At 71.4% G+C, this 25,585-nt stretch carries 21 protein-coding genes; 7 read left to right on the top strand and 14 right to left on the bottom strand.

Annotated elements, in window-relative coordinates; genetic code table 11:
* Positions 1–41 precede the first annotated feature (41 nt).
* The 3 genes from ACFVU7_RS05605 to ACFVU7_RS05595 all read right to left on the bottom strand — a co-directional run bounded on the left by ACFVU7_RS05605 (position 42) and on the right by ACFVU7_RS05595 (position 3,693).
* Positions 42–800: a transglycosylase SLT domain-containing protein gene (locus ACFVU7_RS05605; protein WP_181970664.1), complete on the bottom strand. Its 759-nt coding sequence runs from the start codon at positions 798–800 to the stop codon at positions 42–44.
* Positions 801–1,231: 431 nt separating this feature from the next.
* Entirely contained in the window at positions 1,232–2,566 is a 1,335-nt protein-coding gene (locus ACFVU7_RS05600) for a PhoH family protein (protein ID WP_049657856.1), read from the bottom strand.
* A gap of 332 nt (positions 2,567–2,898) precedes the next feature.
* Positions 2,899–3,693, bottom strand: a complete 795-nt coding sequence (locus ACFVU7_RS05595; protein WP_181970663.1) for an isoprenyl transferase — start codon at positions 3,691–3,693, stop codon at positions 2,899–2,901.
* A 410-nt stretch (positions 3,694–4,103) separates the two neighbouring features.
* Between ACFVU7_RS05595 and ACFVU7_RS05590 the strand changes: the two genes are divergently transcribed.
* Positions 4,104–5,717: a chitinase gene (locus tag ACFVU7_RS05590; protein ID WP_380737570.1), complete on the top strand. Its 1,614-nt coding sequence runs from the start codon at positions 4,104–4,106 to the stop codon at positions 5,715–5,717.
* A gap of 241 nt (positions 5,718–5,958) precedes the next feature.
* Here the strand turns inward: ACFVU7_RS05590 and ACFVU7_RS05585 are convergent, their stop codons facing one another.
* A complete protein-coding gene (locus ACFVU7_RS05585) occupies positions 5,959–6,678 on the bottom strand; it encodes a hypothetical protein (protein WP_079271861.1) in 720 nt (239 codons plus the stop codon).
* 249 nt (positions 6,679–6,927) lie between these two features.
* Here ACFVU7_RS05585 and ACFVU7_RS05580 point away from each other — a divergent pair, with 249 nt between their 5' ends.
* On the top strand, positions 6,928–8,142 hold the full coding sequence (locus tag ACFVU7_RS05580) for a pyridoxal phosphate-dependent aminotransferase (RefSeq protein ID WP_074001322.1): 1,215 nt from the start codon (positions 6,928–6,930) through the stop codon (positions 8,140–8,142).
* A gap of 179 nt (positions 8,143–8,321) precedes the next feature.
* On the opposite strand, the gene ACFVU7_RS05575 is transcribed toward ACFVU7_RS05580, so the two are convergent.
* Positions 8,322–10,148, bottom strand: coding sequence for a phosphoenolpyruvate carboxykinase (GTP) (locus ACFVU7_RS05575; RefSeq protein WP_049659026.1), 1,827 nt, complete (start codon positions 10,146–10,148; stop codon positions 8,322–8,324).
* Positions 10,149–10,432: 284 nt separating this feature from the next.
* On the opposite strand from ACFVU7_RS05575, the gene ACFVU7_RS05570 reads away from it, so the two are divergent.
* The gene (locus tag ACFVU7_RS05570; protein WP_049659028.1) at positions 10,433–11,107 is read left to right on the top strand and encodes a hemolysin III family protein; all 675 of its coding nucleotides are present in this window, start codon (positions 10,433–10,435) and stop codon (positions 11,105–11,107) included.
* 90 nt (positions 11,108–11,197) lie between these two features.
* Here ACFVU7_RS05570 and ACFVU7_RS05565 read toward each other — a convergent pair whose 3' ends face one another.
* The 3 genes from ACFVU7_RS05565 to ACFVU7_RS05555 all read right to left on the bottom strand — a co-directional run bounded on the left by ACFVU7_RS05565 (position 11,198) and on the right by ACFVU7_RS05555 (position 13,723).
* On the bottom strand, positions 11,198–11,794 hold the full coding sequence (locus ACFVU7_RS05565) for a hypothetical protein (RefSeq protein WP_388044459.1): 597 nt from the start codon (positions 11,792–11,794) through the stop codon (positions 11,198–11,200).
* A 283-nt stretch (positions 11,795–12,077) separates the two neighbouring features.
* Positions 12,078–12,998 carry a hypothetical protein gene (locus ACFVU7_RS05560; RefSeq protein WP_388044458.1) on the bottom strand — a complete coding sequence of 307 codons (921 nt, stop codon included), beginning with the start codon at positions 12,996–12,998 and terminating at the stop codon, positions 12,078–12,080.
* An 8-nt stretch (positions 12,999–13,006) separates the two neighbouring features.
* The gene (locus ACFVU7_RS05555) at positions 13,007–13,723 is read right to left on the bottom strand and encodes a papain-like cysteine protease family protein (protein ID WP_388044456.1); all 717 of its coding nucleotides are present in this window, start codon (positions 13,721–13,723) and stop codon (positions 13,007–13,009) included.
* A gap of 285 nt (positions 13,724–14,008) precedes the next feature.
* Here ACFVU7_RS05555 and ACFVU7_RS05550 point away from each other — a divergent pair, with 285 nt between their 5' ends.
* Entirely contained in the window at positions 14,009–14,941 is a 933-nt protein-coding gene (locus ACFVU7_RS05550) for a hypothetical protein (RefSeq protein ID WP_388044633.1), read from the top strand.
* Between the two features lie 12 nt (positions 14,942–14,953).
* Here ACFVU7_RS05550 and ACFVU7_RS05545 read toward each other — a convergent pair whose 3' ends face one another.
* Positions 14,954–15,541, bottom strand: a complete 588-nt coding sequence (locus tag ACFVU7_RS05545; RefSeq protein WP_388044455.1) for a hypothetical protein — start codon at positions 15,539–15,541, stop codon at positions 14,954–14,956.
* 29 nt (positions 15,542–15,570) lie between these two features.
* A complete protein-coding gene (locus ACFVU7_RS05540) occupies positions 15,571–17,298 on the bottom strand; it encodes an alpha/beta hydrolase (protein ID WP_388044454.1) in 1,728 nt (575 codons plus the stop codon).
* A gap of 107 nt (positions 17,299–17,405) precedes the next feature.
* Between ACFVU7_RS05540 and ACFVU7_RS05535 the strand changes: the two genes are divergently transcribed.
* A complete protein-coding gene (locus tag ACFVU7_RS05535; protein WP_380737559.1) occupies positions 17,406–17,735 on the top strand; it encodes a hypothetical protein in 330 nt (109 codons plus the stop codon).
* 5 nt (positions 17,736–17,740) lie between these two features.
* Here the strand turns inward: ACFVU7_RS05535 and ACFVU7_RS05530 are convergent, their stop codons facing one another.
* Both ACFVU7_RS05530 and ACFVU7_RS05525 read right to left on the bottom strand, forming a co-directional pair.
* A complete protein-coding gene (locus tag ACFVU7_RS05530) occupies positions 17,741–18,601 on the bottom strand; it encodes a GNAT family N-acetyltransferase (protein ID WP_388044452.1) in 861 nt (286 codons plus the stop codon).
* 109 nt (positions 18,602–18,710) lie between these two features.
* Positions 18,711–20,753, bottom strand: a complete 2,043-nt coding sequence (locus ACFVU7_RS05525) for a thioredoxin domain-containing protein (protein ID WP_380737555.1) — start codon at positions 20,751–20,753, stop codon at positions 18,711–18,713.
* A 2,689-nt stretch (positions 20,754–23,442) separates the two neighbouring features.
* Here ACFVU7_RS05525 and ACFVU7_RS05520 point away from each other — a divergent pair.
* On the top strand, positions 23,443–23,661 hold the full coding sequence (locus tag ACFVU7_RS05520; protein WP_074001314.1) for a hypothetical protein: 219 nt from the start codon (positions 23,443–23,445) through the stop codon (positions 23,659–23,661).
* Between the two features lie 582 nt (positions 23,662–24,243).
* A complete protein-coding gene (locus ACFVU7_RS05515) occupies positions 24,244–24,483 on the top strand; it encodes a hypothetical protein (RefSeq protein WP_198959316.1) in 240 nt (79 codons plus the stop codon).
* A gap of 97 nt (positions 24,484–24,580) precedes the next feature.
* On the opposite strand, the gene ACFVU7_RS05510 is transcribed toward ACFVU7_RS05515, so the two are convergent.
* Both ACFVU7_RS05510 and ACFVU7_RS05505 read right to left on the bottom strand, forming a co-directional pair.
* Positions 24,581–24,706: a DUF255 domain-containing protein gene (locus ACFVU7_RS05510; protein WP_388044450.1), complete on the bottom strand. Its 126-nt coding sequence runs from the start codon at positions 24,704–24,706 to the stop codon at positions 24,581–24,583.
* Between the two features lie 41 nt (positions 24,707–24,747).
* A complete protein-coding gene (locus ACFVU7_RS05505; protein ID WP_079271858.1) occupies positions 24,748–25,575 on the bottom strand; it encodes an ABC transporter ATP-binding protein in 828 nt (275 codons plus the stop codon).
* Positions 25,576–25,585: the final 10 nt, after the last annotated feature.

Raw genomic sequence — 25,585 nt, 5'->3', positions numbered from 1 at the left:
GGGGCCGGGTGGAACCGCGCCGCCGGAGCGGCAGCCGTTTCCTAGTACCAGTTGTGCGCCTGCCAGAACGACCACGCACCGCAGGGGCTGCCGTAGCGGGAGTTCATGTAGCCGACGCCCCACTTGATCTGGGTGGCCGGGTTGGTGCGCCAGTCGGCACCGGCCGAGGCCATCTTGGTGCCGGGCAGCGCCTGGACCAGACCGTAGGCACCGGAGCTCTTGTTGGTCGCGGTGTAGTCCCAGCCGCTCTCGCGCTTCACGATCTGGCTGAAGCACTGGAACTGCGCGTCGTTGCCGACGATCTGCCGGGCCAGGTCCTGGACCGAGCCGGGGCTGACCGAGACGGGCGGCGCGCTGTCCTCCACCGCGCTCATCGCGGAGCGGGACTTGGAACGGTTCGCGGCGGCCTCGTCGGCCTTGCGCTTGTCGTCCGCGGCCTTGGCGGCCTTCTCCGCGTCGGCCTTGGCCTGGGCGTCGGCCTTCGCCTGGGCGTCCGCGGCGGCCTGCTGGCGCGCGGCCTCCTCGGCGGCCTTCTGCTCCGCGGCGGCCTTGGCGGCTGCGTCGGCGGAGGCCTGCTGGGCGGATGCCTGCTGGCCGATGTTGTCACTGATGGTCTGCGCCTGGGCGCCAGAGGGGACTTCGGCAAGCAGGGTCGCGCCCGCGACGTCGACCGTCTGCGTCGTCTTGCCCTCGCTGCCCGAGGCCATGCCCACGACGGCACCGACAGCGGTGACGGCGGTGGCGGAGGCCACAGCGACTCCCCGGACCGAGATCCGAGTCACATGGATTCCTTCCAGCATCGCCCACGCGTGACCGTACGGGCGCAACATGCCCCTTGACACTGACCTCCGCACGGTGCACTGGTCACGGGAGGTGCTGGCCCGGCGTCCGGCCGAGGTGAGTCGACCAGGCGTTGGAATCGGGCGGCGTACGGCTCAACGTTCTTCAATTGTGCGTCCACCGACCGGAGTTGGTGGACCTTCCGGGGCCTGACCTCCGGTGGCCGGAAGCCCTGCCGCGCCGTACGCGGGGCCTGACAGAACCCTCACCATGCCGCACCGGGTACGGTCGACGCAATTCCCGCCCGCGTGGCGCATGTCACATTCACCGCACGGCAGTTCCCCGAACGGAAAGCACTCGATGTGATGAAACGGACGGGGCCCGCTCCCTCAGGAGCGGGCCCCCGGCCATGAGTTGACCGTATTGTCCGACTATGCCCTCGGAGGGCGGATCACGGGTGGATGTCCTCCAGCATCTCCGTGACCAGCGCCGCGATCGGCGAACGCTCCGAGCGGGTGAGCGTGATGTGGGCGAAGAGCGGATGACCCTTCAGCTTCTCCACCACCGCCACCACGCCGTCGTAGCGGCCCACCCGGAGGTTGTCCCGCTGCGCCACGTCGTGGGTGAGCACCACCCGCGAGCCCTGGCCGATCCGGGACAGCACCGTCAGCAGGACGTTCCGCTCCAGCGACTGCGCCTCGTCCACGATCACGAAGGCGTCGTGCAGCGAGCGCCCCCGGATGTGGGTCAGCGGCAGCACCTCCAGCATCCCGCGGGAGATGACCTCCTCGATCACGTCCGGGGTGGTGACGGCGGAGAGGGTGTCGAAGACCGCCTGCGCCCAGGGGCCCATCTTCTCCGCCTCGGAACCGGGCAGGTAGCCCAGCTCCTGCCCGCCGACCGCGTACAGCGGCCGGAAGACCATCACCTTGCGGTGCTGCCTCCGCTCCAGCACCGCTTCCAGCCCCGCGCACAGCGCCAGTGCCGACTTCCCGGTGCCGGCCCGGCCGCCCATCGAGACGATCCCGATCTCCGGGTCGAGCAGCAGGTCCAGCGCCACCCGCTGCTCGGCGCTGCGCCCGCGCAGCCCGAACGCCTCGCGCTCCCCGCGCACCAGCCGCACCCGGCCGTCGCCGGTCACCCGGCCGAGCGCGCGGCCGCGCTCCGAGGTCAGCACCAGTCCGGTGTGGACCGGCAGCTCGGCGGCCCCGTCGACGTCCACCCCGGCGTCGTGGCCGACCGAGAAGAGCGCGTCCACCTGATCGGCCGGGACGTGCAGCTCGGTCATGCCCGTCCAGCCCGAGGTGATCGCCAGCTCGGCCCGGTACTCCTCCGCGAGCAGGCCCACCGAACTGGCCTTGATCCGCAGCGGCAGGTCCTTGGACACGACGGTGACGTCGTAGCCCTCGGCCTGGAGGTTGCGGGCGACCGCGAGGATCCGGGTGTCCGCCTCACCGCCGCCGGCCCGGTAGCCGACCGGCAGTATCGACACGTCGGAGTGGTTGAGCTCGACCCGGATGGTGCCGCCGAGCTCGCCGACCGGGATCGGCTCGTCGAGCCGGCCGTGCCGGATGCGGTAGTCGTCGAGCAGCCGCAGCGCCTGGCGGGCGAAGTAGCCCAGCTCCGGGTGGTGCCGCTTGGCCTCCAGCTCGGTGACGACCACCACCGGGAGGACGACCTCGTGCTCCTCGAAGCGGGTCATGGCGAGCGGGTCCGCCAGGAGCACGCTGGTGTCGAGAACGTACGTGCGCCGGTCTGGTGTCCGGCGGCTCTTGGAACTGACCACTAGGCCTCCAGAGCGGATGACCCTGCGTCATCCGCGGCAAGCCGGCCCCCGCTGCCCCGGTGGCCTCGGGACCGGACTGACTGGAGTATTCCCAGGCGGGGAACGGTGCATTCGCGCCCCCGGCGAACTGACGGATCATTGCCGGTGAACGTTTGGCCTCGCCCGGGCGCCGGGTAGGCCAGGCCTACGGCGGTCATTTCCTCCGGACGGCCGGACCTGGGACGACGGCCCCCCCGGACACGGGGTCACCGCCCCCGAGGGCGCGGGGCACCGGCCCCGGGAACGCGGGGCACCGGCCCCGGGACGCCGGGCCGGAACCGGCCGATCCGGGACTACAGCCCCAGCCGCCGGTGGCGCTGCTCGTAGGCGCGCAGCGCGCGCAGGAAGTCGACCTTGCGGAAGGCCGGCCAGTACGCCTCGCAGAAGTAGAACTCGCTGTGCGCGCTCTGCCAGAGCAGGAAGCCGGACAGCCTCTGCTCGCCCGAGGTGCGGATGATCAGGTCCGGGTCGGGCTGGTTGCGGGTGTACAGGTGCTCGGCGATGTGCTCGACGGTCAGGACCTCGGCCAGTTCCTCGATCGAGGTGCCGCGTCCGGCCTGCTCCTGGAGCAGCGAGCGGACGGCGTCGGCGATCTCGTGCCGACCGCCGTAGCCGACCGCGACGTTGACCGTTATCCCGTCGATGTCGGCGGTCTGGTCGGCGGCCCGCTTGAGCACGTCGGCGGTGTGCTGGGGCAGCAGGTCCAGCGCGCCGACCGGGTTGACCCGCCAGCGGCGGGCGGCGGCCAGGCCGGTGACGGCGTCCTCGATGATGCCGAGCAGCGGGACGAGCTCGTCGGCCGGGCGGTCCAGGTTGTCGGTGGAGAGCATCCAGAGGGTGACGACCTTGACGTGGGTCTCGTCGCACCAGCCGAGGAACTCGCTGATCTTGTCGGCGCCGCGCTGGTGGCCGTACGCGGTGGAGCCGCCCGCCGCCTTGGCCCAGCGGCGGTTGCCGTCCAGGATCACGCCGATGTGGCGCGGGGTGCTCGCGAGGTGGACCTCGACCCGTCGCCCGTAGAGCCCGTACATCCCGCCGAGCAGGGTGCGCAGCCCCGGCGTCCGTTCGGCGACATCGCGCAGACCCATGTTTCCCGGCCCCTCCGTGCTCGTTGCAACTGGTGCGTCTCCGCCCCCGGCGCAGCCTACTCCGGCGCGCAGGTGCACAGTAAAGCCGCAGGTAGCGGTCTGGTCACGGTCCTGTACGAAGTCTGTCCCGACGGGCGTGTCGGGGGTCCTCCGGACGGGTGGCGGGGCCTGTGCGGGGCCGCCGCGGGGCCTCCGGGGCGCGGACACGGAACGGTCTCCGAATCCTTAACGGAACCGTAAGCCGTTCTTCCGATGCTTGACGACCAGCAATGGTCTAGTCCAGCTTTTGATCCGGGACGGAACGATCCTCCTGCTCCGCCCCGCAGGCTCACTTCGGACCTCCCCTCCCCCACACGCGGCCGCCGCGCCCCCCACCGCGGCGGCCGCTCCTCCCCCAGGAGCGTCGCCCCATGGCCCGTACGCTGAACCAGCCTTCGCACAAGCGCCGGCGCAGCCCCCTCCCGGCCGTCGCGGCCGGCGCCACCGCCCTCGCCCTGGCCGGCGGCGGCCTCGCCCTCTTCGCCGGCGGCGCCAGCGCGGCGGTCGGCAACCTGGTCGCCAACGGCGGCTTCGACGGCGGGCTCGGCGGCTGGACCTGCACCGGCGCCGCGACCACGGTGTCCTCCCCGGTCCACTCCGGCACCGGCGCGCTCCAGGCCACCCCGGGCGCCGGCGACACCGCCGAGTGCGCCCAGACCATCAGCGTGCTGCCCAACACCAGCTACACGCTGAGCGCGTGGGTCCAGGGCCCGTACGTCTACCTCGGCGCGCGCGGCACCGGCGGCACCGACCCGTCCGCGTGGTCGAACCAGAACAGCTGGAACCAGCTGTCCACCACCTTCACCACCGGGGCGAACGCAACCAGCGTCACCGTCTACCTGCACGGCTGGTACGGCCAGAGCGCCTACCTGGCCGACGACGTCGCACTGGTCGGCCCCGGCGGCACCGGCACCCCGTCGCCGACCGCGACCCCCACGCCGACCCCGACGCCGACGGCCACCGCCTCCCCCACGGCCACCGCGACGCCCACCCAGACGGCGACCCCGACCCCCACCGGGACGCCCACCCAGACCCCGACGGCGACCCCCACCGCCACGCCGACCAGCACCACCCCGCCGGTCACCGGCCTGCCCGCCCACGCGGTCACCGGCTACTGGCAGAACTTCGACAACGGCTCGACCGCGCAGCGGCTGAGCGACGTCCAGAGCGCGTACGACATCATCGCGGTGTCCTTCGCCGACGCCGTGCCGACCAGGACCGGCGCGATCAGCTTCACCCTGGACCCGGGCCTGTCCAAGGCCCTCGGCGGCTACACCGACGCCCAGTTCCGCGCCGACGTCAAGGCCAAGCAGGCGGCCGGCAAGAAGGTCATCCTCTCCATCGGCGGCCAGAACGGCGCGATCACCGTCGGGGACGCCACCGCCGGCGCCAACTTCACCAACAGCGCCTACGCGATCATCAAGGACTACGGCTTCGACGGCATCGACGTCGACCTGGAGAACGGCGTCCAGGCCGGTCCGCTCGGCGACGCGCTGCACGCCCTGCAGGCCAAGGTCGGCCCCGGCTTCGTCCTGACCATGGCCCCCGAGACCATCGGGATGTACAACACCTCCGGCGCCTACTTCCAGCTGGCGCTGAAGACCAAGGACATCCTCACCGTCGTCAACACCCAGTTCTACAACTCGGGCGGCATGAACGGCTGCGACGGCAAGGTCTACAACCAGGGCACCATCGACTTCATCACCGCGCAGGTCTGCACCCAGATCCAGGGCGGCCTGCGGCCGGACCAGGTGGGCATCGGCGTCCCGGCCTCCAGCCGGGCGGCGGGCGGCGGCTACGTCTCGCCGACCGTGGTGAACAACGCGCTGGACTGCCTGGCCACCGGTAACAACTGCGGCAGCTTCGTGCCGCCGGCCAAGTGGCCGACCATCCGCGGCGCGATGACCTGGTCGACCAACTGGGACGCCAACAACGGCAACGCGTTCTCCAACACGGTCGGCCCGTTCGTCCACAAGATGCCGTGACGGCCGGGAGGCCGTGACCCCCTAGAGCCCAACTCCCCCGGCGCGCCGCTCCTTGAGGGTGGGGCCTGCGCGTCGGCGGCGGGGCCCGTCGTACCGACCGGTACGGCGGGCCCTTCCGTTTCCCCTGTCCCCTCTATTAGGGGCGGGGTCCGGCGGGGGCGGTGGCGGGGTCCTCCGGGGCCGGGAGCGGGGTGGACCGGAGGCCGGGGCGGCTCCCGGTTGGCGCCTGGTACGGCTCCGCTCACCGCGCCAGGACCGCGGTGAGCGCGCCGAGCAGCAGGAACGGGCCGACCGGGAGGTCGAGCCCGCGCACCGGGCGGCGGCGGGCCAGCGCGGCGGCGGCCCGCAGGGTGCCCCACAGCCCGGCGAGCACCATCGCGGCGAACAGCCCGCCGAGCGCCACCGACCAGCCGAACCAGCCGAGCAGCCCGCCCAGGGCGAGCCCGAGCGGGGAGTCCCCGGGGCCCAACGCGCCCAGCCAGACGGCCAGTTCGAGGACGCCCCCGACCGCCAGCGCGACCAGCAGGCAGCGCAGCAGCGCGCCCGGGTCCCGCTCGGCCTGCGCCGCGACCAGCAGCAGCGCCGCCACCCCGCCGAGCAGCGGCACGGTCAGCCCGTACGGCAGCCGGCGCACCCGCGCGTCGACGAAGCCGAGCGCCACGCCGAGCGCCGCCGCCCAGCCCAGGGCCAGGGTCACCACCACCAGGCGGTCCGCCGCGTACGCCACCGCGACCGCGACCGCCGCCGCGACCGCCTCCACCGTCCAGGGGCCGGCGCCCAGCCGCTCCCGGCAGCCCGGGCAGCGCCCGGTCGGCGGCAGCAGCCGCACCGCGCGCCCGCAGGACGGGCAGGCCTCGCACCAGGGCTCGCCCTCCGGCACCGCGAAGCGGGCGATCCGCCCGCGCAGCGGCGGAGCCGCCAGGAGACCGACCAGCACCGCCGCGACCACGACCGGGACCACCGGCGCACCCCCTCCTCGACCGACACGACCGGCCACATCCTCCCGCGCCGGGCGTGTGCCGTCCGTCTCGTTCCACGGAACGGCGCGGCGGCGCTCCTCGCATACAGGAGCATTCCGGACATTCGACTGCCGGTTCACAAGGCCGCCCGCCGCCCCCGCCTGCCGATCCAAGGGGGCCGTTCCGACCCTCCGAAGCACCCCCGCGGAGACCCGCCGCACGGCCCCTCCGTACCCCTAAAGTAGGCGGACATGCAGGTCATCCAGTCCAGCAAGCTCGCCAATGTCTGCTACGACATCCGCGGACCGGTACTCGACGAGGCGATGCGGCTGGAGGAACAGGGCCACCGCATCCTCAAGCTCAACACCGGCAACCCGGCCACCTTCGGTTTCGAGGCGCCCCCGGAGATCCTCCAGGACATCCTGCGCAACCTCGCCACCGCGCACGGCTACGGCGACTCCAAGGGCCTGCTCTCCGCCCGCCGCGCGGTGGTCATGCACTACGAGGACCGCGGGCTGCACGGCCTCTCCGTCGACGACGTCTTCCTCGGCAACGGCGTCTCCGAACTGATCCAGCTGGCCATGACCGCGCTGCTGGACGACGGCGACGAGGTGCTCGTCCCGGCCCCGGACTACCCGCTGTGGACCGCCTCGGTCTCGCTGGCCGGCGGCACCGCCGTGCACTACCGCTGCGACGAGCAGTCCGAGTGGTACCCGGACCTCGCCGACATCGAGGCCAAGGTCACCGACCGCACCAGGGCCATCGTGGTGATCAACCCGAACAACCCGACCGGCGCGGTCTACCCGCGCGAGGTGCTGGAGGGCATCGCCGAGATCGCCCGCCGGCACGACCTGGTGGTCTACGCGGACGAGATCTACGACAAGATCCTCTACGACGACGCCGAGCACGTCCCGCTGGCCACCCTGGCCCCGGACCTCTTCTGCGTCACCTTCAACGGGCTGTCCAAGGCGTACCGGGTCGCGGGCTTCCGCTCCGGCTGGATGGTGCTGTCCGGCGACCGGCACCGGGCCCGCAGCTACATCGAGGGCCTGACCGTGCTCGCCTCGATGCGGCTCTGCGCCAACATGCCCGCCCAGCACGCGGTGGCCGCCGCGCTCGGCGGGCGGCAGTCGATCCGCGACCTGGTGCTGCCCGGCGGCCGGCTGCACGCCTCGCGCGACGCCGCGTACAAGCTGCTCAACGACATCCCCGGGGTCAGCTGCGTCAAGCCCAAGGGCGCGCTGTACGCCTTCCCCCGGCTGGACCCCAAGGTCCACAAGATCAAGGACGACGCCCGGATGGTGCTCGACCTGCTGCGCTCCCAGCGCATCCTGCTGGTCCAGGGCACCGGCTTCAACTGGCCCGAGCCGGACCACTTCCGGCTGGTCACGCTGCCCCGGCCGGAGGAGATCACCGACGCGGTGACCCGGATCGGCGACTTCCTGAGCGGCTACGTCCAGCCGTAGCCACCGGGCCCGACGGCTCCCGGGACGGCTCCCGGGAAAACACTACGGCCGGAGTTCCGGCCCGGGCGATCTCCTTGGTCGGGGGAAAATCGCCCGGCGGAACTCCGGCCGTCCTGCCGCTCGGCGGGGCGCGCGGTTCGTGCCGCGCGCCCCGCCGCTACCGCGGCTGAGGCTCAGGCTCAGCCGAGGCGCGCGACGAGGTTCCGGTACTCGTCCCACAGCTCCTTCGGGGTGTGGTCGCCGAAGGTCTCCAGGTGGGCCGGCACGAGCGCGGCCTCCTGGCGCCAGATGTCGGCGTCCACGGTGAAGAGCAGGTCGAGGTCCTCCTTGGAGAGGTCCAGGTCGCCGAGGTCGAAGCCCTCGACGGTCGGCAGCACGCCGATCGGGGTCTCGACGCCCTCGCCGGTGCCCTCCAGGCGCTCGACGATCCACTTGAGCACGCGGCTGTTCTCGCCGTAGCCGGGCCAGACGAACTTGCCCTCGGCGTCCTTGCGGAACCAGTTGACGTAGTAGATCTTCGGCAGCTTGGCGGCGTCCGCCTGGGCGCCGACCTTCAGCCAGTGGGCGAAGTAGTCGCCCATGTTGTAGCCGCAGAACGGCAGCATCGCGAACGGGTCGCGGCGCAGCTCGCCGACGGTGCCCTCGGCGGCGGCGGTCTTCTCGGAGGCGATGTTGGCGCCCAGGAAGACGCCGTGCTGCCAGTCGAAGGACTCGGTCACCAGCGGGACGGCGGTGGCGCGGCGGCCGCCGAACAGGATCGCCGAGATCGGCACGCCCGCCTGGTCCTCCCACTCCGGGGCGATGGTCGGGCACTGCGCGGCCGGGACGGCGAAGCGGGCGTTCGGGTGAGCGGCCGGGGTGCCGGACTCGGGGGTCCAGTCGTTGCCGCGCCAGTCGGTCAGGTGCGCCGGGGGCTCGTCGGTGAGGCCCTCCCACCACACGTCGCCGTCGTCGGTGAGGGCGACGTTGGTGAAGACGGTGTTGCCCCAGAGCGTCTCGATGGCGTTGGCGTTGGTGTCCACGCCGGTGCCGGGGGCGACGCCGAAGAAGCCGGCCTCGGGGTTGATGGCGTACAGGCGGCCGTCGGCGCCGAAGCGCATCCAGGCGATGTCGTCGCCGATCGTCTCGACCTTCCAGCCCGGGACGGTCGGCTGGAGCATGGCCAGGTTGGTCTTGCCGCAGGCCGAGGGGAAGGCCGCCGCGACGTACTTGACCTCGCCGCTCGGCGGGGTGAGCTTCAGGATGAGCATGTGCTCGGCCAGCCAGCCCTCGTCGCGGGCCATGGTCGAGGCGATGCGCAGCGCGTAGCACTTCTTGCCGAGCAGGGCGTTGCCGCCGTAGCCCGAGCCGAAGGACCAGATCTCCTTGGTCTCCGGGAAGTGCGAGATGAACTTGGTGCTGTTGCACGGCCACGGCACGTCCGCCTGGCCCTCGGCGAGCGGGGCGCCGACGGTGTGCACGGCCTTGACGAAGTCGCCGTCCTCGCCGAGCTGGTCCAGCACGGCCTGACCCATGCGGGTCATCACGCGCATGGAGACGGCGACGTAGGCGGAGTCGGTGATCTCGACGCCGTACGCGGCCAGCGGGGAACCGACCGGGCCCATCGAGAAGGGCACGACGTACATCGTGCGGCCCTTCATCGCGCCGCGGAAGAGGCCCTGCTCGCCCTGGAAGATCTCCCGCATCTCGGCGGGGGCCTTCCAGTGGTTGGTCGGTCCGGCGTCCTTCTCCTGCTCGGAGCAGATGAAGGTGCGGTCCTCCACGCGCGCCACGTCGGACGGGTCCGAGGCGGCGTAGTAGGAGTTGGGGCGCTTCTCCTCGTTGAGCTTCTTGAAGGTGCCCTGCGCCACCAGCAGGTCCGCGAGGCGCTGGTACTCCTCGTCGGAACCGTCGCACCACTCGATGCGGTCCGGCTGGGTGAGCTCGGCGATCTCGCTCACCCAAGCGAGCAGCTGCTTGTGGCGGGTGGGCGCGGATGCGCTGAGAGCAGAGATCTCGTACGACACGATCGCTCCGTTTCACGCCATCTCGGCGTGGAGATGGCGTCGCGGGGGTCTGAGGGTGCTTGCAGCGTAGCTCCGGACTCAAGGCCGGAACGCGGCGAAGCGTCGAAATTGACGCACCCTTTACTACAGCCAGTATGATTACTCATCGGTAACATGCCGACCGACCCCGCGACGGAGTGCGCGGCGCCACACTCCAAATACTCCAAAACGTCTAAGAGTGATGATCGCCACTTCCTACGCGTGAGTAACCTACGGAGCCGTAGGTAACGGGTAGCATGCTGCGCATGACTGCTGCTGCGCTCGCGGAGAGTGCACTCACGGAGAGCAAGCCGAAGTGGCGCGGCTGGCTGCACGCCGGAATGTTCCCCGCCACGGTGGCCGCCGGGATCGTGCTGATCTGCCTGGCCGACTCCACCCCCGCCAAGATCGCCTGCGCGATCTACTCGGTCAGCGCCTGGCTGCTGTTCGGGGTCAGCGCGGTGTACCACCGCTTCAACTGGGGGCCGCGCGGGGACGCCGTACTGCGCCGGCTGGACCACGCGAACATCTTCCTGATCATCGCGGGCACCTACACGCCGTTCACCATGCTGCTGCTCAAGGGCGCCGACCAGCAGGTCCTGCTCTGGGTGGCCTGGGGCGGCGCGCTGGCCGGGATCGCGTTCCGGGTGTTCTGGGTCGGCGCGCCGCGCTGGCTGTACACACCGGTGTACCTCGCGCTGGGCTGGGCCGCCGCCTTCTTCCTGCCGGACTTCCTGCGCGCCGGCGGGGTCGCCGTCCTGGTGCTGATGATCGTCGGCGGGGTGCTCTACAGCATCGGCGGCGTGGTGTACGGGCTCAAGCGGCCCAACCCCTCACCGCGCTGGTTCGGGTTCCACGAGGTGTTCCACGCCTTCACCCTGGGGGCGTTCATCGTCCAGTACGTCGGCGTCTCGCTGGTGGCCTACAGCACCACCGGGTGACCACCGGTGCCGTACGGCATGACCGGGTGAACACCGGTGCCGTACGCCACGGCCGGTCGGCCACCGGTGGCGTACGGCACGGTCGGGTGATCACTGGTGGCGTACGGCACGGCCGGTCGATCCCGGCGCACCCCTGCGGGCGGTCGAACGGTCCACGGACCGGACGGCCGCCCGTTCCGCCGTCCAGGGCCGCTCGTACGGGGCCCGGAGCTGCGGGCGGCGCGGGTAGGCCGCGTGGTCGGCTGCGCCGGCCTCCGACTGCGGGCCCGGATCCTGCAGCGGCCCGTGCGCGTGGTGCTGCTCGCCGTGCGACTCCCGGTGGGGCTCGCGCGGCGGCCAGGCCGGCGCCGGGAGCGCCTCGGGCTCGGGCCACCGCACCGCGCCGACCGCACGGCCCCGCGCCTGCCGGGCGTCCAGCGCCTCGCGGGCCCGGCGGCAGCGCTCGCAGTGCGCGGCGTCCGGGATGCCGCGGCGCGGACGGTGCCGCACCGGGGCCGGCCCGCCGCGCATCGCGCGCCAGCGGCGGGCGACGTAGACCATCAGCAGCAGGGTCTCCACCCCGGCGACCGCCAGGACCAGTGGGGCACCCTTGATCAGATAGGCCGCCACCACGGCCAGCGCAGAGCCCACCACCACCGCCGAGCCCCACACCTGGGAGCTCATCTGCTTGTCGTCCGCGTCGGCCACCTCGGTCCCCTTTCCCGGTGCCGGGCTCGTGGTCGGCTCCCGCCGCCCCACCTCTTCTCCGCTCTCGGCACGCGTCGGCCAGCACTGACCGATTGCCACATCGTATCTACCGTCAGTCATGGCCAACCGCCCCCAGGCGGCGAACGACAGATCAACGTTGCGTCAATTCCTTGTGCGGAAGCAGCACTTCCAGGACACATCACGGAACGTGACCACGGCAAGGCGCCCGGCCGGGAGAACCCGGCCGAGCGCCTCGGTGAACCTCTCGCGACCCCGCCCGCCGTCAGCCGCGGCGGACGCCCCTCCGCCGCAGCACGGCACCCGCGCCCACCAGGGCGGTGGCCCCCAGGGCGGCCGCCGCCGTCACGGCCGGCAGTGCCGAACCGCCGCCCGCGGGTCGCGGTGCGACCGCGAGTTGCGGGCCCTCCCCGGGCTGCGGTGCCGTCCCGGGCCGCGGCGCGGCCGCGAGTTCCGGCGCGGCGTCCGCCTCGTAGCCGCCGCCCTTGCCCGCCCGGTCGTACGCCGAGCCGGGCAGCTTGTCCCCGTACCGCTGGTGCACCAGCTGCTGGTACGCGGCCAGCGTGACCCCGCCCGCGCCCACCGAGCGCCGGGCCTCGTCGTCCAGCGGCAGCACCCGGCCGTCACGCAGCACGTACCAGGCGTTGACCTGCGGCTCGCGGAAGGCGGTGCCACCGCCGCTGCCCGCCGCCTTCGCCGCGTAGTCGCTCTCGTCGCCGCCCGAGGCGATGTTCACCACCTTCCAGCCGCCGCCCTGCCGGACGGTCCAGACCGAGGCGCTCTGCCCGTCCGCCGCGACCACCTTGCTGGCGGTGAACTCCGACGTCGCCACCGGTGCGCCGGGGGTACCGGCCACGAAGCCGGGGTCCAGGACGTACACCGGCACGGTGTCGCCGACCAGCCGCGGCGCGGCCTCGCCCGCCGCCCGGGCCTCCTCGGCGGCGCCGATGGTCAGCTGCCGGGTCGGCGGGACGCCCTTGCGGGCGAAGAAGTGGCCGACCTTGTCGAGGACGGCCGGGTCCTGGACCGCGCCGCGGGCCTGCGCCAGCTCGGCGGCGGGCACCGGGGCCGGGGCGGACGGGGAGTCCGCGTGCGCGGCCGGGGCGAGCGCCAGCGCGAGGCCGGCGGCGAGCAGGGCGGTGGCGGTCGCGGTGGCGGCCCGACTGCGGCTCTTGGTCTCGGTCATGGCCGCCCTCACGCGCCGATCCGGTACAGGGAGTGGGTCCACGAGAACGTGTTGTTGTTCACGTAGTACCCGTAGTCCGCCCAGTTGTAGCGGTAGTTGGAGGGCCACGGATCGCCCCAGTAGACCCAGTTGCTCGACGTGTCGTAGCCGTACAGGACGTGCATGTGGCCGCCGCCCGAACTCCACTGGATGCGCGTCTCGATCGGGCGGTCCGCGTTCACCTCGGACTGCACGGTGCCGTAGTTCAGGTACCCGTTGACGTACGAGCCCGGGTTGATGCCGACCCAGTTCAGCCCGTTCTGCACGTCGCCCAGCGTGGCCTGGCTGTTGGGGCAGCTGGAGTTGGCGGAGCGGCCGAACGCGGCGTTGCAGAACTGGTTCTGGCTGTAGTTGTAGCCGAACCAGGTGGCGATGGTGTTCCCGCTCGCCGCCCAGCACCAGTTGGTCTGCTGTTGCTGCTGCATGGTGATGTTGAGCTTCTTGAAGGTGCCGGCCAGGTCGGCCGTGCTGCCGGGCGCGGCGGCCTGGCGGACCTGGTGCGCGGCCCGGTCCTGGGCCTGCGTCTGGGGCCGGTCCTGGTACGGGGCCTGGGCCTGGTACGGGGCCGGCTGCCCGGCCGGGGCGGCGATCGCGGGCGCCGCCACCGCGGCGGTGAGCGCCGGGCCCAGCACGCCGAGGGCGAGCAGCGAGACCGCGCGGCGCAGCCGTATTCGTGGAACTGGCATGGCGGGAAAGCCTCCTTGCACGAGTGGAGCGAGGTGCTGTGTGGGGGCGCGGTCCGGATCGCGCCCCGAGCATCGCGCCTCGTCAGGGACAGGTCAACGGCCCTCCGCGGGGCCCGGACCGAGGTGTGAACGGGCGGACGCGGATGTGAACGGCGCCCGGAGAACCACCGCGCAGCAGGCCCGGACCGGTGACAAACCACCGCACCGATGTGAATATTCACGGTCAAACGCCGCTCCGTCCCGAGCCGCCCGCACGCCGGTCCGCCCGTCCCCCAGGAGGCCGCCATCCACAAGAGCGACCCAGCCGACCTCGCCGCCGCCCTGCGCACCGGCCCCTTCCACCTCGCCCTGCGCACCGCGATCTCCGCCCGGGGCCTCGCCCTCCACCGCATCCGCCGCCACCTCGCCCTGCGCGGCGTCACCGTCGGCCTCACCAGCCTCAGTTACTGGCAGCAGGGCCGCCGCCGCCCCGAACGCACCGAGTCACTGCGCGCCGTCGCCGCCCTGGAAGAGGTCCTCGACCTGCCCGAACACTCCCTCACCCGGCTGCTCGGCCCCCGCCGCGCCGCCGGCCCCGCCCCCGCCGGCCCGCCCGTCCGCCCCTACCGCGACCTCATCTCCCCCGCCGTCGCCGTCGACGACCTGCTCGCCACCCTCGCCAGCCCGCGCGACACCGGACTGCACACCATCACCCACATCGAACGCATCCGCGTCGGCCCCGACCGCCAACTCGCCCGCCGCGACTCCCAGCACGCCCTGCGCGCCCACCGCGACGGCATCGACCGCTACCTCGCCCTCTACCAGGGCGACCCGGGCAGCGACATCACCCGCGTCGGCGTCCGCGCCGAGGAGAACTGCCGCCCCGGCCGCATCCGCCGCGACCAGGCCCACCACCTGCTCGCCGCCGAACTCCTCCTCGACCGCCGCCTACGCGCCGGCGACACCCACCTGCTCGGCTACGGCTTCGACGACGCCCCCTCCCCCGACCCCAGCTGCGAATACGTCCGCGGCTTCAACTCCGGCGCCGGCCAGTACGTCCTCCAGGTCACCTTCCACCCCGCCGCCCTCCCCGTCCGCTGCCACCGCTTCGCACTGCACTCGCCGGGCGCCGCCCCGTACGAGACCGAGGAACTCACCCTCGACGGGCACCACTGCGTCCACCTGGTGGCGACGGCGGTACGGCCGTGCCTCCTGGGGATCCGGTGGGACTGGGAGTGAGGGGGTGGGGGGTCAGTGCGACCAGTACGGGTCGTCGACGGGGTCGCCCATCGTGGCGAGCGATGTCCTGGCGAGTGGGGACACCGGCTCGTATTCGTGGGCGGGCTGGTACAGCACCCCGTAGGCCTCCACCAGGAACTTCACCCGGTACGTCGAGTCCGGCTGTGCCGCCGCAAGGAACAGGAGGAACGTCTCGCCGCCCGCTTCCCCGACCCCGTGCAAGGACTGGATCTCGTCGGAGGGGTTCGACCGATGGACCACGGTGCTTCCGAGTCCCTGCCAGGCCTGAGTCACCTGGTCCATCAGGGCCGGCAGCCTCGTACTCGCGACCGCGGTCCGACCGACGACGACCTCGGTGACCGCCGACACCATGCTCGGCTCGCCGTCCCAGCGGTCCCGTTCCCTGCGCACCTCGAAATAGGCACCCGCGAAGGCCAACGACGGAGAGACCGCCCCCATCGTGGTGCGCAGGGCATAGTCGATCCGCACCTTCGCCGCTCCGGGTGACAGCCGCGACCGCCGATCGGCCAACGCCAGCGGTCCGTACCCGTTGAAGAACAGCACCGAACAGGCGGTCACCACGACGGCGAAGGCCAGCACGACCGATCCGACCAGCTTCCAGCGGGCCCTCATCGGCCACCCGTCACATGGACGTCGCCGCCCTTGCCCGTGACGATGGAGGCGATGTTGCCCAGCGAGGGGCCACCGAACTCCGGGGTGAGGTACTTGGTGTGCGCACCCACGAGGTTCGCCCCCTGGCTGTACTCGGAGACCGTGAAGCGCTTGCCACCGAAGGACTCGCTCGCCGGATCCCGTCCGTACCAGTTCTCGTCCGGGTGAGCGCCGAGGGGCCACGGGACGAGACCTCGGGGCGACGAGGCGTGGGTGACGACGTCGTTGTCCGCCGCACCGGCCCAGACGTGCCCGGGCAGCCGGAGCTCCGAGGCGCGATCCACACCGGTGCCGGGGCTTCCGATGAACACCACATCATCCGGTGGCGTGTAGTTCCCCTGGTGCGTGGCCGCCTTCGTCGCCAGTCCGACCACGACCGAGCCGTAGCTGTGTCCAATCGAGGTGATGTGCGGGCACTGGCCGCTGCTGTTGGTCGTCCGGAGCCCGGTGACGAACCTCGCGTAGTCGGGTGCGCCCTTGACCGCCGCCTTCGGGTCGGCCGCGTTCAGGTCCTCGCCGGGCGGGTCGTAGCCCAGCCAGACGATCGAGGCCACCGAACCGCCGGGCTTGACCTTCTTGTTGGCCTCGCGCCAGACGTTCAGCGCGTTCTCCGACTCGTTGGTGCCCGGCGTGTCCCCGTGCTTGGCCGGGCCGAGAGAACTGGGATCCGTGGTGACGCCGGGAACATAGGCGGCGATGTCGGTGGCGGTGTCCGGGTTCCCGTAGGAGAGGATCGCGCGTCCCTGGCCTTCGGCACCGATACCGATCAGATACGTGCGGGGACGACCGTCCGTCGCCCCACCGTCCTGATCGAGGCGGTCCCAGATGGGCTGCAGCTTCTTGAGCTCCGCCTCCTCTTCCTTCGTCCGCTGCTTGCCCTTGAGCTCGCTCAGCCGCTTGTCCAGGTAGCTCCGGTTGACCTGGTCCCGCACGTCCGCCGGGATCCCGTCCAGGTTCCCGACCTTCTCCGGGTGGTGGTCGATGAACCACTGCCGGCCCGCCGGGTCGAGGCCGTTCCACCAGCTGTTGACCTCGGTGGGCGGCGCTCCCGCGGCCGGCATGTCCCTCAGGTACGGGGCGCCCGACTCGTTCGCCGTCCGCTGGTCGGCCTCGGCGACCGCGAGGGTCAGGCCCGACTTGCTGGTGGCGTGCTGGGTGAAGCCCCTGAGCAGCCCGGCGAGGGTCTGGTCGGCCGTCCCGGCCTCGGTGAGGGCGGCGGTGATCCGCTTGGCGATCTCCTCGGCCGCCGCCTTCTGCTTGGTCTCCCAGTTCGCGTCCACCGGGCCGGTGGGCGCGGGCCAGCTCACCGTGCCGTTGTCGCTGACGGTCAGGCCCTTGGCACCGGCGTCGACGACGGCCTGCCGGAGTTTCGACTGGGCGAGTCCGAAGAGGTCGGCGTAGTCCCGCAGGGTCTGGCCGAGTGCGGCCAGTTCGGTTTCGGCGGCGTGCAGTTGGGTGGTCGTGCCGTCCAGTGAGGGGATCGCGGCGTCGGCTGCCGGTCCGCTCCAGCCCGACCCGTGGACCCGGTCGGTGGTGCCGCGCTTCCAGTCGGCGGTGTGCTGCGCGAACGCCTTGTGGAGTGCGTCGTACGCGTCGCCGGCCGCGTGGAGGTCCCCCGGTCTGGCGTTCTTCAGGCTCGCGAAGTCGAGCCGGCCCGCGCCGGCCCGCTGATCCGGATCAGCCATGAGTGCTCCCCCCGATACTCACCGCTACCATAACCCACGTCTGCCACAGCGGCATTGGGGGAAGAGCGATGGGTGACGGCAAGGGATTCACTGTAAAACCAGGCGAGTTGACCGCCGCCGGGAACAACGCGCTGGCAGTGGCCGGGAAGGTTCCGGAGGAGACGGCGAAGCTCGCGGAGCCGGGCGACAAGGCGGCCGGGGGGCTGGCGGGGTGGCAGAGCGGGGCGGCGTTGCAGGGGTGCGGCACCGCCTGGAAGTCGCTGCTGGACGGGCTCGCCGGCGACATGAAGTCGGCCGGCGGCAACCTTCTCACCTGCGCGCAGACGTACCTCAGCGCCGACCGGCTGCCCGCGCCCGCCACTGCGGCGGCCGCCACCGATCCCTTCGGCACGAAGGTGGCCGGGGTGGCGGGCGTGCATCTGACCAGGGACGCGTAACTCCGTTACCGGGGCCGGAAGTCCACGATCAGGGAGTCCTCCACCGACAGGTAGCCGATCTGCTGGTAGATGGAGTTGCTGGTCGGGTTGGCGAGGTCGGTGTAGAGCAGGACCTCGGTGGCGCCGTGGGCGAGGAGGTGGGCCGAGACGGCGGCGGTGACGGCGGTGCCATAGCCGTGGCCGCGGCTTTCGGCGGGGGTGTAGACCGGGCCGATGCGGGACATGCCGGCGAGCACCGGGCTGCTGCCGGCCAGGGCGACCGGGCGGCCGTCGTCCTCCCACAGGTGCAGGCAGCCGTTCGCGGTCCGCTCGTCCACCGCCCTTGGGACGTCGGGGAGTTCGACCTCGACCTCGGCCAGGAACTCCTGGTACCAGCGGATCGCCAGTTCGCGGTCGGCCGGTCCGGCCAGCCGGTGGCGGCCTGCGGGCGGGCGCGGCGGGTCGGTCAACTCGCCGAGCCGGTAGAGCCGTTCGTCGACGCGGACGGACTGTTCGGTGCCGGTGGCCGCCGTCCAGGCGGCGGCGAAGGCGCGGACCGCTTCGGCTCCCCCGCCGACCCCGGCCACCGTGGTGAAGCCGGCTCCGGCGGCGGCCAGGCCGGTCGCCAGCTCGGCGGCCGTGGCCGGCGACATGAAGGAGAGCCGGGGGGCGAACGGCGGCGTCTGGAGGAAGGCGCCCGCGACCGGACCTCCCTGCTCGGCCCGCCACCAGCCGAAGACCGGCGGCTCGCCGAACACCGTCAGGCCGGACTCGGCCAGCCGGTGCGCGATGGTGAGCAGGACGGTGTTCTCGGCGGGGCGGGCGGCCAGGAAGGCGCCCGCCTGGTCGCGGAACTCATCGAGGGAGGTGCTGAAAGTCCAGGTCATGGTCCATGGTGGACCCGGCCGGACCCCGCTCGCCAACGATTATCCGGCCGCCGTCGAACCCCTGCCCGCCCCACCGTCGACGGCTTGCCCGCCCCCGCCGGGGCGCCCGCTACTCGACCGCCACGCCCAGCTTCCCGGCCAGTTCCGCCGGATCGGTGGTCGGGGCGTCGCAGGCGAAGTGCCGGCAGACGTACGCCGCGGGGGCGCCGCCGACCAGCGGCCGGTCGGCCAGCAGCGGCACCTCGGGTTCCCCGGGCGCGCCGACCGCGACCACCGCTCCCGGCGCCGTCCCGAGCAGCGCGGCCCGTCGCAGCGCCGCCGTGGCCGGGTCGCCGTCCGGGCCGACCACGGCGACCTCGCGCGGCCCGTCGAGCAGCGCCTCGGCGACGGCGAGGCCCCAGCCGATGAACCGCGGTGCCCGGCCGGCGAGGGCGCCGACCACGCCGAGGGCCCGTTCGGCGGCCGTGCGGTGCCGGTCGGAGCCGGTGTACGCGGCGTACGTGAGCAGGGCGCCGGCGGCGGCCGTCCAGCCGGACGGGGTGGCGTTGTCGGTCGGGTCCTGCGGGCGGCGGATCAGTTCCTCGGCGTCGTCGGCGGTGTCGTAGAGCGCGCCGGAGGCCTCGTCGGTGAAGTGCTTGAGCACGGTGTCGAGCAGGCCGCCCGCCAGCTGGAGCCAGGAGGCGTCGCCGGTGACGGCGTACAGCGCGAGGAAGCCCTCGGCGGTGTCCGCGTAGTCCTCCAGCACGCCGGCGTTGGCACCGGCCCGGCCGTCCCGGGAGGTGCGCAGCAGCCGGCCGTCGGGGGTGAGGTGGACGGCCAGCAGCAGGTCGGCGGCGCGTTCGGCGGCCTCGACCAGGTCGGGGCGGTCCAGCAGCGCGCCGGTCTCGGCGAGCGCGGCGACGGCCAGGCCGTTCCAGGCGGCGACCACCTTGTCGTCCCGGGCCGGGGCGGGGCGGGCCGCCCGGGCCTCGGCCAGCCGCGCCCGGATCGTCTCGTACTCGGCGAAGTCCTCCGGGTCGGCGAGGAGTTGGAGCACCGAGGTGCCGTGTTCGAAGGTGCCCCCGGCGGTGACGGTGAACAGCCGGGCGGCGGTGGCCGCGTCGGCGGGGCCGAGCAGGTCGACCAGCTGGCCGGGCTCCCACACGTAGTACGCGCCCTCGGCGGACTGCCCGGTCTCCTCGTCCAGGCTGTCGGCGTCCAGGGCGGAGGCGAACGCACCCTCGGGCGTGCGGAGTTCGCGCAGCAGGAAGTCCGCCGTGGAGAGCGCGACCCGGCGGGCCAGGGCCGATCCGGTGGCCCGCCACAGGTGCAGGTAGGCGCGCAGCAGCAGGGCGTTGTCGTACAGCATCTTCTCGAAGTGCGGCACCACCCAGCCGGCGTCCACCGCGTACCGGGCGAAGCCGCCGCCGAGCTGGTCGTGGATGCCGCCGCGGGCCATCGCCTCACCGGTGCGGACGGCCATCTCCAGGGCCGCCTCCGAGCCGGTCCGGGCGTGGTGGCGCAGCAGGAACTCCAGCACCATGGCCGGCGGGAACTTCGGCGCGCCGCCGAAGCCGCCACGGCTCTGGTCGAAGTCCCGGCTGAGGGCCACCAGCGCCTGGTGCAGATCCGCCTCGCCGGGCGGGTTGTGGGCACCGGCCGAGTACACGGCGGCCCGCTGGGCGAGGTCGGCCCGGATCCGTCCGGCGACCTCGCCGACCTCCTCCCGCCGGTCCCGCCAGGCGGCCTCCACACCCTCCAGCACCTGCCGGAAGGACGGCATCCCGTGCCGGGGCTGCGGCGGGAAGTAGGTGCCGAAGTAGAACGGCTCCTTGTCGGGCGTGAGGAACACCGTCATCGGCCACCCGCCCTGCCCGGTCGCGGCCTGCACCGCCTCCATGTACACGGCGTCGACGTCCGGCCGCTCCTCCCGGTCCACCTTGACCGGGACGAACCGCTCGTTGAGGTACTCGGCGAGCCCGGCGTCCTCGAAGCTCTCGTGAGCCATGACATGACACCAGTGACACGCGGCGTAACCGACCGACAGCAGAACGGGCACACCGCGGCGCCGCGCCTCCTCGAAGGCCTCCGGCGCCCAGGGCCACCAGTCCACGGGGTTGTCGGCGTGCTGGAGCAGGTACGGCGAGGTCGCGTCCGCGAGACGGTTCGGCATGCCCCCCATCCTCCCGCATCCGGGCCCCATGCGGCCTTACACCACGTCAAGGATCTCAGTGAATGGCGTCGATGTGGCTCTACCGAAGACCAAGACCGAAGATGCGCGGCTACTCCCATCATGGCGGCGCCAGCCCTGGGCCCGCCCGAGGGGAAGCACGGCATCACTTTGCTTCACCCCACAAAGGCATGTCTCAGCAGCCAGGAACGTAACCGAGCCGTCCTCCGCCTCACCTCCGAGCCCTCGCTGACGTTCGGCCATCAAGCCGAGCGTCGTCAAGAGAACGAGGTGCACCGGCTCGCCCACCAGTCCACTGCGCCACCCCGGTTTCACATCCCCTCAGCAGCATGCCTTGAAGCCACCCCGCCGTCACCACCACCAACAAGACAAGCGACTACGCTCCCCAACCACACAGATCCCCCGTGAACAGGCACTTGGGACCGCAGCCCTCCCAGTAGAACACTGCTAGGGAGCGGCTTCAGACAGGATCTGGTGACGTCGAATCGCGGCACCCCGCACCATCGGATGCGGGACGGGACGGGTCCTACCGGTCACTACCGCCGGCGCAGGCCCCAGGTCAACGTTGAGCCCATCCAAAGCTGGTCGAGTCAAGCGCAGAACGATCCTGGCACTGGCGACTACACCACGGGGAGCCACCAGAGGGCATCAATCACCCGGGAGAGATCCTCACAGTAACCCCGAACATCAATCTGCGTTACAAGGCTTCAGATGCAGCTCATCTCACGGGAAAAGCCGCACAGGCAGCAACTGCCGCATCTGATCTCAAATTCATCAGATTAGACGGCAGTAGTTCATATCCCGCCCCCACGTCCACCGAAGCGGGCATGAGGGCGGCAGGGACCCTTTAGCGGAGGGCCCCTGCCAGACAGCCAGTCCCACAAGAAGGAGGCCTGTCGTGATTCATCTTGGACGCCCAGTCCCCGAAAAGCCATCGGCAATTCGCGCCAGCGGCACGCGTGAAGCATTTTCATTCTCCGCGGCTGCCGTACGCTCCGGCCACCAAGAACCCGTCTGCGGCCCGCCGGTCCACAAGGTAGATCGGAACTCCGCCAATAGCTGCAACACGAGCAGGAGAGTCGCAGTCCTCCTGCTATCCAGGGTGGCAATTTCGGTAGCCACAGCCATCATCCGCAGGGTCGCGCTTCACATCGACGCCGAAGACCTGACGGCAATCTCATGGATGCACAACCCTCTCAGCCGGACGTTCGCGACTCTTCGTCGCTTCATCGACTGAGCACACCAGCTGCATCAGTGGCAAGCGGCCAGCCGGACTCTGCTTCCCCGCCAGCCGGCTGGCCGCTTGCGCCATGGACACCTGGACTCGCACTGATGCTCCGATCCGCCAAGCAAGCCATCCCATCATAGGGGTGATACGTCACTTGGACGGGTGACACTGGCTTGGACTTGGCCCAACCCTCCTGTTGATATGGGCGAGCGCAGCCCGCAAACCCCGAACCCCAGGTTGGAGCCCAACAGTCGTGATCATGAACCGCGTTCCCGAGCAGGCGGTATTGCCGATGCCCATGCGGGAGCTGATCACCCCTACCGAGGCCGCTGACATCCTTCGGCTCACACGCACACACGGGTGCAACCTACGACGCCTCGATCCCGCGCACGCAAAGCGACTTGCTCGCGACATGACCTCCGGCGGCTGGGATGACCGCATCCCTGAAGTCATCTCACTATGCGACCACGGAGCATGCCTCCAGGGTCAGCACCGACTTGAGGCAGTGGTCATTAGCGACACTGCGCGTTCCTTCCTGGTCTCGCGAGATGTTCCCCATGATTCAGCCGCAAACATGGACAACGGGAAAGCGCGACCGATGGCCTTGGCCCTAGGCCTGGTAGGAGTTGAGCGCGGCCGCAAGGAGATCTGCTCAGCCGTTCGACTGCTTCACCTGTACGATGAAGAGCGCACGAAATCTCCGTGGAGCTCCTGGCGAAACACTCGGTACACCACGTCCGAGATCCTTAGGTTCTATGACGCACGATACCGAGATCTGCCGGATTTCCTCCCACTGATGTACACGCTCAGGACTGGCCTGCATGCTGCACCTGCAGCGTCCCTCGCATGCGCCTACCTGATCTCGCGCGGAGGTGGGGATGCTGATGCATCCATCGAGTTCATCGAAGGCCTGGCCTCAGGTGCGAACATCGGAACGAAGGATCCTCGCTGGGTTCTACGTCGCTGGTTCAACAATCCCAACCGGCCTCGGCGCGGGAGTACCATCAGCGCCCTGCAAATGGGCATGATCATCAAGTGCTGGAACCTGTGGGCGACCCAATCCACCTGGGAAATCGCCAGCATGAAGCCGAGCGAACGCCTTCCTGACGTCAAGCGCTTCGCCCCTTCAAGCGTCCATCGAAGCTCAGGCGTACCGAGGCTCGAGAGCCTCCCCAGCATCGCCCCTCAACAGCGTGCTCAGCGAGCTCGAGGCGCGCACGACAGCGCACTTCCATTTTCTCTGGCTCAGTAGGCAGCCCTGTCTGGCACATCCTGCTCGCGCGTACCCGGGTCCATTTGGGCCGCAGCCGAAGGCGTCCAGGTTGGCACTGGCCAGCGCGCGGGGGTTGCCGCCGAGGAGTTGGGGGACGGCGGCGTGCCGGACGAGGGTGACGGTGGCGGTGCCGCGGGGAGGTGGCGGGGAGTCCGGCGGCACGCTGGGCAATGTTCGAAGCCTCGGATGCCTGGCTCACCCACCCCGTTCAGATCCGAGGCAGCCTGGCCGCCGAGATCGCGGACCTCTACCGGGAGATCCGAATCGGCGTGGAGCAGGTCGACTGGTTGATCCGGCACCTCGCTGAGGACGCAGGAAATCGCCACAACAACGGCACCTTATTCGACCAGCACTGCCAGAACCAGACCCGGGCAGGACCAAGGCTCTGACCGTTGGCAGCCATTGCCGTTCTCGGTGTCACAGTCCTGGCCGCGTTCGGCGCGGCGATCTCGGACGCTGCCCGACCACGGTCGTTGTGGGCGTTCCTGGCCGTGCCCGGTGCGGCCCAGTCCGGGCATGCGATCGCCTCCGGTGGCTGGAAGTCCAGTGAGAGGAGCGCCGGTCGGCCCAGAAAATTCAGGAGTGCCGCGAACAGCTGACCGTTCACGTACCTGGTCCTGCCCAAAGTCTGCGCACCCGCGTTCTGGTGCTGTCCCGCTGTTCAGCCCCTGCTCGTACTCACTTCCCTCGTGCAGACGCTCGCCCCGACCGCACTGGGCTCGCAGTTCCTGCGCCGTACGGAGCGGTATCCCAGCCCCACTTGACCCCGCTCCACGCACACATACGACGCTTCCACTGCGCGGAGGAGCGGGCCAGGATCCAACGTACCGCCAGCAAGGATCTGGCTCGGGTCGGAGCAGCTCGTCTAGGCCGAGGGTGTAGTTACGTCCGCCGGCCAGCTCGATGGGCAGCTTGCCCGAGCCGCACGTGTGCGCGTGGGGCGCAATGTAACCCGGGCCGGTCGGCTGGGTATGGACGGCGACCTGTGCGGCGTACCGGTCCACCACTACGTAGATCGGGGTGCTGATCGGTACGCGCAGACCAGCACCGCCTCTTTCTGGCGGATAGAGCAGAGTGCCAATGGTGTTCCGCTCCTCCACCCCTACGTCCTCGACCCCGCAAGCTGCTCCTACTGCGACGCGGACGTGTTCACGGGCACGATCAAGACGACCGCTCCGTTCGCGGTCGAGATCGGCCTCAGCATGATCTGACCATCCTCGGCCGTTTGCACTGGCCAACCTCGGGCCTACCCGGTACACCTGCGCACGTGTCCGCGCCAGCACTCCTTGAAAACATCCCAGGTCAGGACTACACGGGCACACCGCAGCGCCGCGCCTCGTCGAAGGCCTCCGGCGCCCAGGGCCACCAGTCGACCGGGTTCTCGGCATGCTGCAGCAGGTACGGCGAGGTCGCGTCCGCGAGACGGTTCGGCATGCCCCCCATCCTCGCGCATCCGGCGGTCGGCGCGCGGCAGGTCAGGCCGGTCCGGACCAGTAGCTGATGCCGAGGTTGGCGTCGAAGGTGCGCATCCGCCCGAGCACCTGGTCGGGGGTCGGGCCGAGGAGTTCGTCGACGATGCGGCCGTCGGCGAGGAAGACGACGCGGTCGGCGTACGAGGCCGCCACCGGGTCGTGGGTGACCATCACGACGGTCTGGCCGAGTTCCCGGACGCACCGGCGCAGCAGCGCGAGGATCTCGGCGGCGGAGCGGGAGTCCAGGTTGCCGGTCGGTTCGTCGGCGAAGACGATCCGGGGCCGGCCGGCCAGCGCCCGGACGCAGGCGACGCGCTGCTGCTGGCCGCCGGAGAGCTGGGCCGGGCGGTGGCCGAGCCGGGCGCCGAGGCCGGCCGCCTCGACCAGGGTGTCCAGCCACTGCCGGTCGGGGGTGCGGCCGGCCAGCGTCAGCGGCAGGGCGATGTTCTCCGACACCGTCAGGGTGGGGATCAGGTGGAAGGCCTGGAAGACGAAGCCCACGTGGTCGCGGCGGAGCCTGGTCAGCTGGCCGTCGCTCAGCCGGGTGAGGTCCGTGTCGCCGATCCGGGCGGCGCCCGAGGTGCAGGACTCCAGCCCGGCGAGGCACTGGAGCAGGGTGGACTTGCCGGAGCCGGACGGGCCCATGATCGCCGCGAACTCCCCTTCCCGGAAGGACACCGAGACCCGCTCCAGTGCCACCACCCGGGCGTCGCCCGACCCGTGCACCTTGGTCAGGTCGACGGCCGACGCGGCGGCCGGGGCGTGGTTCGCGGCGGCCCGGGGGCCTCCGGGACGGGACGGGCCTCCCGCGAGGGACTGGGGCTCGGTCATCGGTGGTGCT

Origin of the sequence: Kitasatospora sp. NPDC058046 (genome assembly GCF_042885595.1) — a bacterium.
Taxonomy (GTDB): Bacteria; Actinomycetota; Actinomycetes; order Streptomycetales; family Streptomycetaceae; genus Kitasatospora.
The sequence above is the reverse complement of the archived record's forward strand: the minus strand, read 5'-3'. Positions and strand labels throughout refer to the sequence as shown.

Bases quoted from the DNA above. Each gene is read 5' to 3' on its own strand.
- ACFVU7_RS05605 (WP_181970664.1), bottom strand. From the start codon at position 800: ATGCTGGAAGGAATCCATGTGACTCGGATCTCGGTCCGGGGAGTCGCT.
- ACFVU7_RS05595 (WP_181970663.1), bottom strand. From the start codon at position 3,693: ATGGGTCTGCGCGATGTCGCCGAACGGACGCCGGGGCTGCGCACCCTG.
- ACFVU7_RS05590 (WP_380737570.1), top strand. From the start codon at position 4,104: ATGGCCCGTACGCTGAACCAGCCTTCGCACAAGCGCCGGCGCAGCCCC.
- ACFVU7_RS05580 (WP_074001322.1), top strand. From the start codon at position 6,928: ATGCAGGTCATCCAGTCCAGCAAGCTCGCCAATGTCTGCTACGACATC.
- ACFVU7_RS05570 (WP_049659028.1), top strand. From the start codon at position 10,433: ATGACTGCTGCTGCGCTCGCGGAGAGTGCACTCACGGAGAGCAAGCCG.
- ACFVU7_RS05560 (WP_388044458.1), bottom strand. From the start codon at position 12,998: ATGACCGAGACCAAGAGCCGCAGTCGGGCCGCCACCGCGACCGCCACC.
- ACFVU7_RS05555 (WP_388044456.1), bottom strand. From the start codon at position 13,723: ATGCCAGTTCCACGAATACGGCTGCGCCGCGCGGTCTCGCTGCTCGCC.
- ACFVU7_RS05540 (WP_388044454.1), bottom strand. From the start codon at position 17,298: ATGGCTGATCCGGATCAGCGGGCCGGCGCGGGCCGGCTCGACTTCGCG.
- ACFVU7_RS05530 (WP_388044452.1), bottom strand. From the start codon at position 18,601: ATGACCTGGACTTTCAGCACCTCCCTCGATGAGTTCCGCGACCAGGCG.
- ACFVU7_RS05525 (WP_380737555.1), bottom strand. From the start codon at position 20,753: ATGCCGAACCGTCTCGCGGACGCGACCTCGCCGTACCTGCTCCAGCAC.
- ACFVU7_RS05520 (WP_074001314.1), top strand. From the start codon at position 23,443: ATGTTCGAAGCCTCGGATGCCTGGCTCACCCACCCCGTTCAGATCCGA.
- ACFVU7_RS05515 (WP_198959316.1), top strand. From the start codon at position 24,244: ATGGACGGCGACCTGTGCGGCGTACCGGTCCACCACTACGTAGATCGG.
- ACFVU7_RS05510 (WP_388044450.1), bottom strand. From the start codon at position 24,706: ATGCCGAACCGTCTCGCGGACGCGACCTCGCCGTACCTGCTGCAGCAT.
- ACFVU7_RS05505 (WP_079271858.1), bottom strand. From the start codon at position 25,575: ATGACCGAGCCCCAGTCCCTCGCGGGAGGCCCGTCCCGTCCCGGAGGC.